Annotated in this window: 12 protein-coding genes; 10 read left to right on the top strand and 2 right to left on the bottom strand. The window is 40.0% G+C overall.

The features are described from left to right. Positions 1-31 precede the first annotated feature (31 nt). Positions 32-820: a hypothetical protein gene (locus B1202_RS08875; RefSeq protein WP_078190221.1), complete on the bottom strand. Its 789-nt coding sequence runs from the start codon at positions 818-820 to the stop codon at positions 32-34. A gap of 300 nt (positions 821-1,120) precedes the next feature. Here B1202_RS08875 and uvrB point away from each other — a divergent pair, with 300 nt between their 5' ends. The 7 genes from uvrB to B1202_RS08840 all read left to right on the top strand — a co-directional run bounded on the left by uvrB (position 1,121) and on the right by B1202_RS08840 (position 10,716). Continuing rightward, a complete protein-coding gene (gene uvrB, locus B1202_RS08870; RefSeq protein WP_143221594.1) occupies positions 1,121-3,142 on the top strand; it encodes an excinuclease ABC subunit UvrB in 2,022 nt (673 codons plus the stop codon). Between the two features lie 155 nt (positions 3,143-3,297). Next, a complete protein-coding gene (locus B1202_RS08865) occupies positions 3,298-3,888 on the top strand; it encodes a lipocalin family protein (RefSeq protein WP_078190218.1) in 591 nt (196 codons plus the stop codon). A 133-nt stretch (positions 3,889-4,021) separates the two neighbouring features. Next, positions 4,022-4,954 carry an EamA family transporter RarD gene (gene rarD / locus B1202_RS08860; protein ID WP_078190216.1) on the top strand — a complete coding sequence of 311 codons (933 nt, stop codon included), beginning with the start codon at positions 4,022-4,024 and terminating at the stop codon, positions 4,952-4,954. Positions 4,955-5,172: 218 nt separating this feature from the next. Then, positions 5,173-6,852, top strand: a complete 1,680-nt coding sequence (locus B1202_RS08855; RefSeq protein ID WP_078190214.1) for a hypothetical protein — start codon at positions 5,173-5,175, stop codon at positions 6,850-6,852. Positions 6,853-7,564: 712 nt separating this feature from the next. After that, complete coding sequence (locus B1202_RS08850) at positions 7,565-9,022, top strand: glyceraldehyde-3-phosphate dehydrogenase (RefSeq protein ID WP_078190213.1); 1,458 nt, start codon at positions 7,565-7,567, stop codon at positions 9,020-9,022. Positions 9,023-9,330: 308 nt separating this feature from the next. Further along, entirely contained in the window at positions 9,331-10,032 is a 702-nt protein-coding gene (locus B1202_RS08845; protein ID WP_143221596.1) for an MFS transporter, read from the top strand. A gap of 3 nt (positions 10,033-10,035) precedes the next feature. Next, on the top strand, positions 10,036-10,716 hold the full coding sequence (locus B1202_RS08840) for a hypothetical protein (protein ID WP_078190209.1): 681 nt from the start codon (positions 10,036-10,038) through the stop codon (positions 10,714-10,716). 56 nt (positions 10,717-10,772) lie between these two features. On the opposite strand, the gene B1202_RS08835 is transcribed toward B1202_RS08840, so the two are convergent. Then, positions 10,773-11,627: an SDR family oxidoreductase gene (locus B1202_RS08835; RefSeq protein WP_078190207.1), complete on the bottom strand. Its 855-nt coding sequence runs from the start codon at positions 11,625-11,627 to the stop codon at positions 10,773-10,775. Between the two features lie 115 nt (positions 11,628-11,742). On the opposite strand from B1202_RS08835, the gene B1202_RS08830 reads away from it, so the two are divergent. The 3 genes from B1202_RS08830 (at position 11,743) to proB (ending at position 14,719) form a co-directional block, all read left to right on the top strand. Then, positions 11,743-12,117, top strand: a complete 375-nt coding sequence (locus tag B1202_RS08830; RefSeq protein ID WP_078190205.1) for a winged helix-turn-helix transcriptional regulator — start codon at positions 11,743-11,745, stop codon at positions 12,115-12,117. 213 nt (positions 12,118-12,330) lie between these two features. Then, a complete protein-coding gene (gene cgtA / locus B1202_RS08825) occupies positions 12,331-13,545 on the top strand; it encodes an Obg family GTPase CgtA (protein WP_078190204.1) in 1,215 nt (404 codons plus the stop codon). Between the two features lie 40 nt (positions 13,546-13,585). Next, a complete protein-coding gene (gene proB / locus B1202_RS08820) occupies positions 13,586-14,719 on the top strand; it encodes a glutamate 5-kinase (protein ID WP_078190202.1) in 1,134 nt (377 codons plus the stop codon). The last annotated feature ends 8 nt before the right edge of the window (positions 14,720-14,727 follow it).

Raw genomic sequence — 14,727 nt, 5'->3', positions numbered from 1 at the left:
TTGGGTGTTTCAAATGTGGTGAAAAGAGCCTTTAGCGGCTGGCTTTACGGGCTTTATTTTCAGGCTTTGGTGCAGCAATTTCACGTTCAGCTTTCCAAACATCGATGAAATCTTTTTCATTGATATTGTACAGTTCAAGTAGGGCTAAAATGACGCCGCCAAACATCATTGGGCCTTCAGAATTACTTTGAAACTCAAATATTTTCCCATTCAGCGCATGCAAAATATCTTCAATTTCAAAAATACGGTCACGACCATTACTGTCTGTCGGGTACATTTGTGTATTCAGGACAATCTTCGCAAGACTTTTTTCATTATCGGTTAAGGCCAGTACATCAACCAACTCATCTGTTGAAGGCGCGAAAATAACCGAATCTCGATAAATCGTATGTAAAAGTTTCGAGGTCAGTTTTGGTAATGCTTTTTCAACGAATGGACGGAAAGAAATCGGAAAAATCACATTGCTGGAAATGCCCTTAAACATCGGGGCAATTTCTTCAACTTTATAGCCAGCGACACCACAACCAATCGAGGTAATGAAGTATTTAGTCTTCGGATGATTTTTTGTATAGATTTTAAAATCATCGACATAGTGTTGAATTTGCGACAATGGCATTTGTTGTAAATGCTCATTCATGGTTGGAATAGCAAAACTTTGACCTGCCCATCCACGACCAATACCATTCATTGCACCAAAATGCTCTAGTGCGGTACGCGCTGCACCGCCAGCATGTTGACCTGCCATATTGCTGCCAAAAACAAAAATGGTATCTTCAGCTAAGTTTTTAACAATACTTTCGTCATGATATTGGTAAGTCATAAAGTTTGATCTGTGGCGTCCTTTTGTTCATGTTGCAGGTGAAATTTAGCTAGGTCAAGTATCTATCTGGGTTAAATGAAGGCTTTATCTATGAGTTTTTTTGCCTAAAGAGTTTCTTCGAAAAAAATTGGCTCAATTAGGTGCTTTATAATTTTGAAGATGATGAAAAAATCTAGAAACTCATACTAAATAAAGATTACTTCTGTCTGTAAGAGACTTTGGCTTTTTACATAAATTTAGCGTTGTTTTGTGCAACTTTGCCCTCATAATAAAGCCCTATAAAAACTGTTGAAGAAGAGTGTGATGCAGGAACAGCCTTTTGAACTGGTAACACAATATCAGCCCGCAGGTGATCAACCTCAAGCGATTGAGAAATTGGTCAAGGGGATTGAGAAAGGAATGCATGACCAGTTGCTCTTAGGGGTAACGGGTTCAGGTAAAACCTATACCATGGCAAATGTGATCGCTCGCACGCAACGTCCAACGATTATTATGGCGCATAATAAAACTTTGGCTGCGCAGCTTTATGGCGAGTTTAAAGCCTTTTTTCCACATAATGCTGTGGAATATTTCGTCAGTTATTATGACTATTATCAGCCCGAAGCCTATGTGCCATCTTCAGATACCTTTATTGAAAAAGACTCATCAATTAATGATCACATTGACCAAATGCGTCTTTCGGCAACACGGGCATTATTAGAACGACGTGATGCGATCATTGTAGCGTCAGTTTCAGCTATTTATGGTCTGGGTGACCCGAATGCCTATATGAGTATGCTTTTGCATATTGTGGAAGGGGATCGAATCAGCCGTGATGACATCATCCGTCGTTTGGTGGAAATGCAATACACCCGAAATGAACTCGAATTCCTACGCGGCACATACCGTATCCGTGGTGAAATTATTGATATTTTCCCTGCAGAATCGGATCAAAATGCCATTCGTATCGAATTGTTTGATGACGAAGTTGATTCAGTTCGATGGTTTGATCCCTTGACGGGCAAGTTGGTCCGTAAAGTGCCACGTATTACGATTTATCCAAAGAGCCATTATGTGACGCCTAAAGATAATTTACAGCGTGCAATTGGGACTATTCGTGAAGAACTCACAGACCGACTGGGGTTCTTTCGTGCAAATGATAAATTACTCGAAGCACAGCGTATCGAACAGCGTACACGTTATGACTTAGAGATGATGCAGCAGCTTGGCTATACCAACGGTATTGAAAACTACTCACGGCACTTATCTGGTCGACCTTCAGGTGAAGCACCGCCGACTTTGTTTGATTATGTACCTGATGATGCCTTATTGATCATCGATGAATCGCATGTGACTGTTCCGCAAATTGGGGCCATGTATAAAGGTGACCGTTCGCGTAAAGAAAACTTAGTGAATTATGGTTTCCGTTTACCAAGTGCGCTTGATAACCGTCCAATGAAATTTGAAGAGTGGGAGAGGATTGTTCCTTCGACCATTTATGTCAGTGCAACACCTGCACATTATGAAATGGAAAAATCTGAACAAGTCGTTGAGCAAGTGGTTCGACCTACAGGTTTGGTCGATCCTGAAATTGAAATTCGTCCAGTCTTGACGCAAGTGGATGATGTACTGTCAGAAATTAATAATCGTAAAGATTTAAATGAACGTGTGTTAGTCACGACGCTAACCAAACGTATGGCAGAAGACTTAACGTCCTATTTAAAAGAATATGGCGTGAAAGTTGCCTATTTACATTCAGATATCGATACCGTTGAACGGACAAAAATTATTCATGAATTGCGTTCGGGTGTATATGATGCAATCGTTGGGATTAACTTGCTGCGTGAAGGCTTAGATATGCCCGAAGTGTCTCTAGTAGCCATTTTAGATGCAGACAAAGAAGGTTTCTTACGTTCTGAGCGTTCTTTGATTCAAACCATTGGACGTGCAGCGCGTAACTTAAACGGTAAAGCAATTTTATATGCAGATCGTATGACCGACTCCATGCAAAAGGCTATTGATGAAACGGATCGTCGTCGTAATTTACAGATTGCATTTAACCTTGAGCATGGCATTACGCCACGCAGTGCAGTGCGTCAAAACGTCAATGATATTGATACAGGTGAAGTGCTGACAGATGATGAAATCGATGTAAAAATTTCAGATCAGGCCAAGGCATTAACTGCAGATGAACGTCATTTGATGTCTGATCCAAAACTTTTAGCAAAACATATGAACAAGCTGGAAAAAGAAATGCTGAAGGCATCGAAAGATTTACAGTTTGAACAAGCCGCTCGATTACGCGATGAAATCTTGCGTTTAAAAGCACAGATGATTTCATAATTTTGTTAGACAAGATGCGGAATATTGTCTGAATTACATACATAATTCAGACAAGAAAATGATTTTTAGAGCAATTTTTTCGGCTAGAGTTAAAACACGAGAGAAAGAATTACTTAATTTTCATCGAATGTTTTGCATCGAAATGAGGCATAAAAATGACAACAACGAATCTTCCGAAAGCTGGTTTTAAACTCGCAAAAATTGCACTTGGTGCAGCAGTGTTAATTGGTTTGGGTGCAGCCACAATGGCCTATGCACAGACGAAACCGTTACAGACTGTGGAAAAAGTCGAGCTCGATCGTTATTTAGGTATGTGGTATGAAGTTGCTCGTAAGCCTTTAGTCTTTCAAAAAAGCTGTGATCGTGATGTTACCGCGGTCTATACTTTAAATGAAAACGGCAATATTAATGTCAATAATCGCTGTGTATCGAAAGATGGCACCAAGAAACAATCAATAGGCGAGGCATTTGTACAAAATGCACCGTTTAACTCAAAATTAAAAGTCAGTTTCTTACCTGAAGCGATTCGTTGGTTGCCTGTGGGGCGTGGTGATTATTGGGTGCTCAAAGCCGATGAAGACTATCAAACAGTCTTGGTGGGTGAACCTCGTCGTAAATATATGTGGGTGCTTTCTCGTTCGGCTCATCCAGATCAGGAGGTGATTCAGGAATATCTGAATTATGCTCAATCTGTCGGTTATGACTTATCAGATATTATTCATACCAAGCAGACAGTAAAACCATAAATCTAAATATTTGAACAAATGCTAAAAAACCATGCCTGTGCATGGTTTTTTATTTGCTAGAATGTCTCTGCGAAAAGCTTGATCAATCAAGCAAAATATCAAATTCATGGTGTATTTGGGACTGGAGTGGAAGATGTATAAAGGCGTTGCATTGTCTGTATTGGCATCGGTCACTTTTGGTATTTTGTATTTCTTTACCATCTTTTTAAAACCTCTAGATAGCGAGCAAACCTTTGCATGGCGCATGTTAGCGACCTTGCCATTTTTAACGCTATTTATGTGGTGGATGAAAGATTTAAAAAAAGTCAGTGAAATTTTTTGGCGAGTGGTCAAACAGCCGATCTTTCTGATTTGGTTAATTATCAGTTCTTTTTTATGTACCACACAGCTTTGGTTGTTTTTGTGGGGGCCAATTAATGGCCGTGGACTAGAAGTTTCTTTGGGATATTTTTTACTTCCTTTAGTCATGGTTCTGGTCGGATGTGTGCTGTATAAAGAAAAGCTTTCTAAATGGCAGATGGCTGCCGTGGCACTGGCAATTTTAGGTGTTGGCCACGAAATTTGGCGCATTGGCAGCATCGCGTGGGAAACTGTTTATGTCGCTGTGGCTTACCCGATTTATTTCTTTTTACGTCGTACCTTTAAAACTGATCATTTGGGTGGTTTTTGGTGGGATCTTTGCTTAATTCTGCCTGTAGCATTTTATTTAGGATTTATTCATAGCGATAGTGTAGCGCTGATGTCGTTATTCCCTCATCTGATTTTGGCGGTTTTGGGACTTGGTTTTCTGAGTGCGCTTGGCTTAGGTAGCTATATGTTGGCGAGTCGTTATTTGCCATTTGTGATTTTTGGTTTGTTGAGTTATTTAGAACCCGTGTTGTTAGCCTTTGCATCGATCGCATTGGGTGAGCGAGTAGAAGCCGAAGAATGGCTAACTTATATTCCAATTTGGGGTGCGGTATTGTTATTGGTGATAGAAGGCATTTTGCATCTGTATAAACAAAAGCAAAATGAACGTGTTTTGGCGAAAAATGTAAAAGCTTTAAATGATCGAATCGATTCTTAGACTGAAAATACTGGTACGATAAATTGATCAGTTTACAATTAACGCTTGCTGTTTTTTAAGAAAATCTTAAACTTAGAAAATTAAAACACGCCATGATTCAATTCATTGTTTAGGAAGAACAGTATTGAATGATGGTGTACAAAAATATTTATTTTAGATAAAAATAAACTGAAATCGATAAAAGATTGATTAAAGAACCAAGATACAGGAAGCAGTCAGTGGTTGTCCCATTTCATCTAAGCGCTAAACTTTTACAGCTAGAGCCTGTGTTGGATCAGCATTGGCGGAGTATTGTGTCTGAAGTATGTACTGATCTTGATCAATCCAATTTAGCGCAGATACAGCAGGTGTTATTGCCAAAAGGTATTCGTTGGGAGTCTTCATCACAGTCGTATCAACTTGATGTACCGATGAATTTGGGTATGCTGATGAAAGTACTAAAATATGATGTCATGCGTGAGCATGCACAGTATTTGGCAACACAGCTCGAAGAACTTCGAACATTGACAATGAGTATTCAAGTTGCGCAAAAATTAGATGAAAACATAAGCTATATCAATAAAATAGATGCAGAAGAAGATTTTGAATTACAGCATGAAAAAAACGTATTACATCGGCATTTTATTTTAAATGCCGCACAAATCATTCGTGAAATGGATTTGATTGTGCCGAGTGATGCACGTCAACTCACTGCTCAGCAAGTCAAAATTTTCTTGATCGAAATTTTCTTAAAGTCACATGTGTTGGGGCAAGTTTTTGATGCTTCTATCCCGAAATCATCTGAGGTTTGGCAACATCCGATTTTTAAATACTATTTAAAGCGTGAACAAAAAATACGATATTTACAAATCGTACAAACATCTGAGTTTATTTATATTTTGTCGCCTGATTTAGATTGGACGACGCAGTATTCAGCAACTCGGTTTTTATCGACAAAGCACAATGACGCCTTAGCAGACGAAGTTTTTGATGGGGCAGCTATAGATTTAAATACTGCTTTAGAAAATCAGCAAATAGAACAATTAAAAATTCAAGTCTCAAAGCTAGCATCCATTGCAGGTTTTATACATTTAGATCTGCAAAATTTAATGCAGCAACTACATATACGGGTAGATAAGCATCTACTTTTAATGCTGCATGTAGAGGATGCCACTCAACAATTGGCGACGGTTTTACCTACTTTTGAGCAGCAGTTCAATGCATTGATTTTGAAGCCATTGCATCAGACTGTTCAATATCAACTGAATGAGCAGATACAACATGATTTTGTATTTTTCCATAGCATGCAAATATCTCAGAAGCTCATCACGAGTCTAAAAGTCTTGAGTAGTTGCCCAAAGTTTGAGGCAAGTTTGGAGTTGAAACGACTGCGACTTCAACTACAGGCTTGGCAGGTGCTTTTGTTGAAACGGCGTGCTCAAATTTTTCATGTCCAAAACGAAGATGATTGGGGGTTTCATCATCAGCAGTCACAGCAAATTTATATGGCGCTGAAGGCACTCTTGCAGTCGGTCGATGATCAACAGAAGATCTTTGCTACAGAAGCAACTGTAGAAAATATGGGTACCCATGGCGCGCATGTTGGATTTTCCAAACGCATGACGAAAACAGGGGATTATGAAAGCCTTGAAGCCGATGCTTTAAAAGTGCAGCAGCAAAAAAAGCGACAGACTTATATGCAGGTTTTAATGTTGCTGAAGGAACATGCGTCACAGCTCGTCAATCTCGATTTTGAGCCATGTGAAAATGCCTTAAACCTGCAGTCTTTTAGTGATCAGAGATATTTTGCGATTAGTGCTGGAGAGAATGGTTTAAATGCACTTCCGAAAATATTAGAGCTGAGTGTAAATTTCTTTGATTTTAATCTAGAAAAATTTGCTGAGAATCTGAAAAATTAACAGAATTTTAAATATTGATCTGACTTTAAAACTAATGTTAGGCAGTAACATTAGAGGCGTAATTTGATTCAAATAAAAGAACGATACGCGGTAATGTCATCCGCAATTGTCTGAGACAGGGTTACTTCTAATAAAAAATGTTTTGGCGATACTTTGAATAAATTGACGGTAGTGAACGAGTTTTGCGGTGAGGAGCATTGCTCCGCAAGATGGTTTCCTTATGAAGCACGCTTCTCATTTTGCCAAATGAGAAACAACGTTTCGTAAGAGTACCTCCAGCTGAAGGCTAAACCCTTTATTCAAACCTCAGATGTAAGACTCCGTCGAATAGTCTTAAAAATCATTTAAAAATGTGAAATTATTATTACGAGCTTAACATCAGTAAAAATACAAGAAATTGCCCCAAAATAAAAAAACACCACAATTTGAAAAATATAAATATTCGTTCATCTTAGAGTTAAATGCGCAGAGATCTGGTTGATAAAACTACATTTGAAATTTTGTGACAAAAATCTGCGAAAAAGCCGGTTTTTCAACTTTCGGCTATAAAATCATAATACTAATCATGATTATTTTAAAAATTTATAGTGAATATATAACAAAATAACCTTGTCGAAATCTGCTTTTAGATTCATTAATTTTCAGTTTTCCATTACAATTGTGGGGTTTTGAAATTTATGCTTAGATTTACAATTAATTAGAGGACGTATCTGTGAGCAAAGACACTATCGTTGCCCTACATGCAGAGCACCAAGGTCGCTGGAAAAACCGTGAAGAAATCGCGGAACGAATGATTGCCCTAGTGGGTCAGTTATATCGTGAAAAAAACATCGTAGCTACAGTATACGGTCGTTCTTTAATTAACCGTTCGGTTATCCAAATTCTTAAAGCGCATCGTCGTACTCGCGTACTTGACGTTGAACTTTCAGTTGTGAACACTTTCCCAATTCTTGAAGCTTTGGCAAAAATCGAAAACATCGGTACTGCTGAAATTGATCTTGGCAAACTTGCTGTTGAGTTCAAAGAAAAAGGCGGTGATGTTGACGCATTCGTTGCTGACGCTGTGAAATCACTTGAAGGCAATGCAACTAACGTTGAAAACCGTGATGTTGTACTTTACGGTTTCGGTCGTATTGGTCGTATCCTTGCACGTTTGATGATCAGCCAATCTGGTCTAGGTCGTGGTCTTAACCTTAAGGCGATCGTTGTACGTAAAACTGCTGACGGTGACTTAGAAAAACGTGCGTCTTTGTTACGTCGTGACTCTATTCATGGTCCATTCGCAGGTACAATTTCTGTTGATGAAGAAAACGAAGCAATCATTGCTAACGGTAACTTCATCAAAGTGATCTATGCGTCTAACCCATCTGAAGTTGATTACACTGCTTACGGTATTAACAATGCACTTGTAATCGATAACACAGGTAAATGGCGTGATTCTGAAGGTCTTGCACAGCACCTTAAATGCGCTGGCGCTGCACGTGTAATTCTAACTGCACCTGGTAAAGGTGACATGAAGAACGTTGTATACGGAGTGAACCAAGCTGACATCCTTGATGAAGATACAATCATCTCTGCTGCAAGCTGTACAACAAACGCGATCACACCAACACTTAAAGTGTTAAACGACAAGTACACAGTGATCAATGGTCACGTTGAAACAGTTCACTCGTTCACGAACGACCAAAACTTAATCGACAACTACCATAAAGCTGACCGTCGTGGCCGTGCTGCAACATTGAACATGGTTATTACTGAAACAGGTGCTGCTAAAGCTGTTGCTAAAGCGCTTCCTGCTCTTCAAGGTAAATTGACTGGTAACTCAGTACGTGTACCTACTCCAAACGTATCTCTAGCAATTTTGAACCTTACTTTAGGTCAAGATGTTGATCGTGAAGAAGTGAATGAATACATTCGCCAAATCTCAATCAACTCTAACCTTCAAGGTCAAATTGGTTATACAAACTCAACTGAAGTTGTATCGTCTGACTTTATCGGTTCGCGTACTGCAGGTGTATTTGACGCTCAAGCGACAATCACTTCTGGTAATCGTTTAACTGCTTATGTTTGGTACGATAACGAAGTGGGTTATAGCTGCCAAGTATTACGTATTGCAGAACAAATGGGCGGCGTAAGCTATCCAAAAATTCCTGCTGAAACAAATGCATAATTTGTGAAAGCAAAAAAAAGAGCCTCATTTGAGGCTCTTTTTTTTATCTAATGAGTAGGGATGAATAGCTTAAGGCATAGACGATGGGTGGATTGATCAAAAGCATCAAAATGTCTTGTTTTTTCTGCCACTGTTAGATGAGTGCGAGTCATTTATAATGAAAAAGCCGACTAAAATATTCAAGTTTTAAGTTAATGAAATTATTAAAGAAATAAATACAAAAAATTGCAAACTGGTTTGGGTAATGTGTTCAAAATAAAGCTGTAAAAATAAAAAAGCAAAAGGAATTTAGTTTGCAAGCAAAGCACATGCTCAGTGGATTGGCATTTATTGTGTTTGCTGCACTCTGTGGTGTACTCATCGCCATTTGGGTGTTTAAGCACTTTAATATTTATATCCCGCTAGAAAATCAAAACGTCAATATCGACCTGCAAGAGCCATTACAAGCCGAAGTCAAAATTCATGATGCCTTGGATGTGGACGTGACAGGGCGGGTGAATGCTGAAATTCCGATACATGAAAATTTAAATATTCCCTTAACTCAAACGCTGACACCACGGGTGTATTTTGATAATCAAGTCCCGATCAAGACCACGATTCCAGTGCGTGAAACTTTGAAAGTGAATCAAAACCTTCCTGTGAATACCAAAGTAAAAGTTAAAGTCATGGGGCAGGATGTGACATTGCCACTCAAAGGTGATATCCCAATTCAATTGGATATTCCAGTGAATATGAATGTGCCTTTGGAGCAAAAAGTACATTTAAAATTTGATGCACCAGTCAAAACCGTGCTGAAAGAAAACCTACATATTCCACTGAATGCAAATTTAAAAACCAACATTCCAATTGAAGGTAATTTAAATGTTCCAATTAAAACGGCATTAAAAGCGACAGTGGATGTGCAAAATACGTTGCCGGTTCAAATTAAAAAGGGTGAATTGGTAATTCCACTAAAAACAATGCGACTCAACAGAGAGCATGCCAAAACTGTAGCGAAAGCTCAGGAGTAAGCCATGTGGATATTTCAATCGGCGAAGCGCATCATTTTAAGTTTTATCGCAGTTGCATTATTGGTTGCGGTGCTATTTTGGTTGTATTTAAATATTTATGCGTCGATGCAAGTACGTGCAAAAAATGCAGATATTCAATTGTCGCATTCACTACCCACCAAAATTTCCGTTGGCAATTATTTGCAAACGCAGTCCATAGGGACGTTGGATACGCAGATTGCTTTAGATCGGAAGCTGCAACTCCCCTTAAAGGGAAAATATCTGGCAGATTTGCAGTTTAGTGTAGAGGTTCCGATCTCTGTGGATATTGATTATTCCACCAATATTCAAATTAACCAGACGATGCCGCTTGAGGCGACCACAGATTTGGTGATTAAAAATAAACTCGTGCCGAAATTTCCGTTAAAAATGGACATTCCTGTCAAGTTAGATGTGCCTTTTCATTTGAAAAGAACCTATAACATTCCTATTCGAATTAATTTTAATGGCCCTGTGTATTTTGAGTTTAATGAAAAAGTCGATTTGCATGTGGTACATCAGTTTGCACCACAGCTAAAACTTAATGACCCGATGACCATGCGAAAAATTGCAACCTTTAATGCCACGATGTATAACGCAGAGCGTAATACCAAGGCAAATTTAGATATGAACATGGATTTGCCGATAAAAAATGTACATCCCTAAGCGAAATTCAAATAAAAAAAAGCCCGAATCAATTCGGGCATTTTTATGGTTCGATCTTATTTTAAAGCAGCTTCAACAGCACTACGTAGAGAAGTAGTTGGGTGACCGAGTAACTGTTCCAAGTCCTTACGATCACTTTGCATCGCACCGTCAATGCTATTGATATCGGCATCGACGATAACATCTACAAGTCCAGCAGGTAAGCCAGCTTGTAATAGACCTTGCGTGTAGTCTTCTGCTGTTAGATTTTGATAGTGGACATTTTGACCTGAAACTTGCTGTAGGGTTTCAGCAAGCTGTGCCAAGGTGAAACTGTCTGAGCTTGCAAGTTCATAGGTTTTATTCTCATGACCAGCGCTTGTAAGCACTTTTGCAGCAGCTTCGGCATAGTCAGCACGGGTCGCTGCATTAATTTTTCCATCCTTTGCTGCACCAAATAAGGTACCTGTTTCCACCACATGCTCAGCAGCGGCAAGATAGTTTTCGACATACCAGTTATTTCGTAAGAAGGTATAGGTTAAACCACTAGCTTGAATCAAACTTTCTGTTTCACGATGTTCTTGAGATAAACCCAATGGTGACGTATCTGCACGTAACAGGCTTGTATAAGCAATATATGGAACTTTCGCATCTACAGCAGCATTAATTACGGCTTTGTGTTGTGGAGTACGACGACCAATTTCATTGGCAGAAATGAGTAATAATTTATCGACACCTTGTAGTGCTGGAACTAGTGTATCTGGTTGATCATAGTCAAAATGACGAAGTTCGATGCCTTGAGCTTGTAGGGATGCTGCTTTTTCTGGTGAGCGAACTAAAGCGATGATGTTGTCGGCTGCAGTTTCTTTCAATAAAAATTGAAGGACCAATTGGCCCAGTTGACCTGTTGCACCTGTAATTGCGATTTTCATATTTAAACCCTCTGATTGTTGAATAAATGATCTTGATGGTTGAATATTAATCTGTTAACTTACTAAATGTAAGTACGTACCAAAAAGTAAGTTAGTGACTTTGAGGAAAGATTTAATGAACACATACGCTACAAGTAAATTATTAGGTCAAGTTTTATCCACGGATTGTCCATCTCGAGAAATATTGGAACATCTCACCAATAAATGGTCAGTATTAGTTTTGCGTTGTTTGACTGAAGGGGTACACCGTTTTAGTGAACTTAAGCAGCGGATCGAAGGGGTGAGTGAAAAGATGCTGGCTCAAACGCTGAAAATGCTCGATCAAGATGGTTTTATCTTACGGACAGTCTATCCAGTCGTGCCACCCAAAGTTGAATATCAACTGACTTTAATGGGCTCGCAGGCTGCAGAAAAGTTAATGCATCTGATTGGTTGGGTTGAACGAACATTGCCTGAAATTATTGAAGCCAAGGAAAATGCACGTAAATAGCTTTCAGAAATGGGGAGTGAAATTCATTTGCCATTTATCAAAGGTAATTTGATGATGAGCTAAAGATTTTCGAACGAGGTGCGGATTTTCCTAAAAATTTGCATCAGCACCAAGATGAATGAAATTTATAGTATTGCTGAATAATATTGTTCGAGAAATTCTTTAAAATATGGCAGAATAAGCGGTTTTAAAGTTTTTAGAGGATTGGCAAACATGCGCTTTGTTGATGAAGCAGTCATTACCGTAGAGGCTGGCGACGGTGGCAATGGCGTAGCCAGTTTTCGCCGTGAAAAATTCGTACCATTTGGTGGTCCAGATGGTGGTGATGGTGGTCGTGGCGGTAACGTATACGTTCAAGCCGACAACGACACAAGTACCCTAGTAGATTATCGTTATACACGTAAATTCCGTGCAGAACGTGCTAAAAATGGTCGTGGAGCGAACTGCTCAGGCCGTGGCGGTGAAGATACCGTATTGCTCGTTCCAGTGGGCACAACAATTGTAGATACAGAATCTGGCGATATCATCGGCGACTTAGTGGCTGACGGTCAGCGTGTGTTAGTGGCAGCAGGTGGTGAAGGTGGTTTGGGTAATACTCACTTCAAATCTTCAACAAACCGTTCTCCACGTAAATGTACACACGGCTCAAAAGGCGAATATCGTGAAATTCGTCTTGAATTAAAAGTACTCGCAGACGTTGGTTTGTTGGGTATGCCAAATGCGGGTAAATCAACCTTTATCCGTGCAGTTTCAGCAGCAAAACCAAAAGTTGCAGATTATCCATTTACCACTATGGTGCCAAATCTAGGTGTGGTTGATGCCGATAGTCACCGTTCATTTGTAATGGCGGATATTCCTGGTCTAATCGAAGGGGCTGCAGAAGGTGCAGGTCTAGGTATTCGATTCTTGAAACACTTGGCACGTACACGTATTTTATTGCACATCGTAGATGTTCAACCGATTGATGGTTCTGACCCTGCGTATAATGCAAAAGCAATTTTGGAAGAGTTGAAAAAATTCTCCCCAACACTTTCAAAATTACCTGTTGTATTGGTACTCAATAAAGTAGACCAATTGGCGGCTGAAACGCGTGATGAATGGTGTGATCACATTCTCGAAGAGTTACAGTGGAAAGGCCCTGTATTCAAAACTTCAGGTTTAACGTTTGAAGGTACTAAAGACGTTGTGTACTACCTGATGGATCAAATTGAAGAACAGCGCGAACGCGAAACTGAAGATCCTGAATATGCTGCAGAAGTTAAAGCATTCCGTGATCAGCTTGAAGCTGAAACACGTGAGCAAACACTTGCTGCGAAAGAAGCATATCGTGAAATGCGTCGTCAACAACGTCTGGCAGGTCAAGGTGAAGACTTTGATGATGAATTTGAAGACGGTGATGATGAGGCAGAGTCGTACTACGTACGTTAATTGCTGAATAAGTGTCAAAGCAAACAAGTCTGAGGACAAGATGATAGAAGTGGTAGATGGGCAACGTCAGCTCAAGGGTTGTAAACGTATCGTTGTTAAAATCGGATCATCACTACTCACAGCAAACGGAAAAGGGTTAGATCTGGATGCAATCTCGCATTGGGCGGGACAAATTGCAGAACTACACAATGCAGGACACGAGATCATTCTTGTGTCTTCCGGTGCTGTGGCTGAAGGGATGGTTCGTATGAATTTGGACAACCGACCCACAGATCTACCCAGTCTACAGGCTTGTGCTGCCATTGGTCAGATGGGCTTAATTCATACTTGGTCTAGTGTATTAGAACAACGTTCGATTCGCACAGCGCAAGTTTTGTTAACGCATGATGACTTGGCAGACCGTCGTCGCTATTTGAACTCTTGTGATGCCTTGCAGCATTTGATTGATTGGCGTGTGATTCCTGTAATCAATGAAAATGACACAGTGTCGACTGACGAAATCCGCTTTGGCGATAACGATACTTTGGCTGCGATGGTGGCTGGACAGGTTCATGCAGACCTCTTGGTGATTCTAACTGACCAAGAAGGCATGTTTGACTCTGACCCTCGTTCGAACCCAGACGCAAAACTGTTCCATACAGTACGTGCAATGGATGAATCATTATTCGATATGGCTGGCGGCGGCGGTAAATTCGGTCGTGGCGGTATGTTGACCAAAGTTCGTGCGGCACGTTTGGCAGCCAAGTCAGGTTGTCCAACAGTGATTGCGAGCGGTGATAGCGATAATGTGCTTTCACGTGTGATGGCAGGTGAATTACTCGGTACCTTATTTATTACGGATAATGACCGTGTCACAGCCCATCAACAATGGTTAGCTGCACATTTACAAACAGCTGGTCGTTTAGTAATTGATGATGGTGCAGTCAAAGCCATTCGTGATAATCACCGCAGCTTATTACCTGTCGGTGTGAAAGCGGTTGAAGGGCATTTTGAACGTGGCGATGTGGTGGAATGTGTCGATACACAAGGTCATCGTGTTGCCGTCGGCCGTGTGAACTTTAGTTCACGTTCAGCAGAAATTGTTAAAGGTTTGGCCTCAGATAAAGTTCATCAAGTTTTAGGGGAAGCCCGATCACTTGAAATGATCCATCGCAATCATATGTCAATTTACTAAATTGAAAG

Origin of the sequence: Acinetobacter amyesii (genome assembly GCF_002018365.1) — a bacterium.
GTDB lineage: Bacteria > Pseudomonadota > Gammaproteobacteria > Pseudomonadales > Moraxellaceae > Acinetobacter > Acinetobacter amyesii.
Note: the sequence above shows the minus strand (reverse complement) of the source record. Positions and strands in the feature narration are given on the sequence as shown.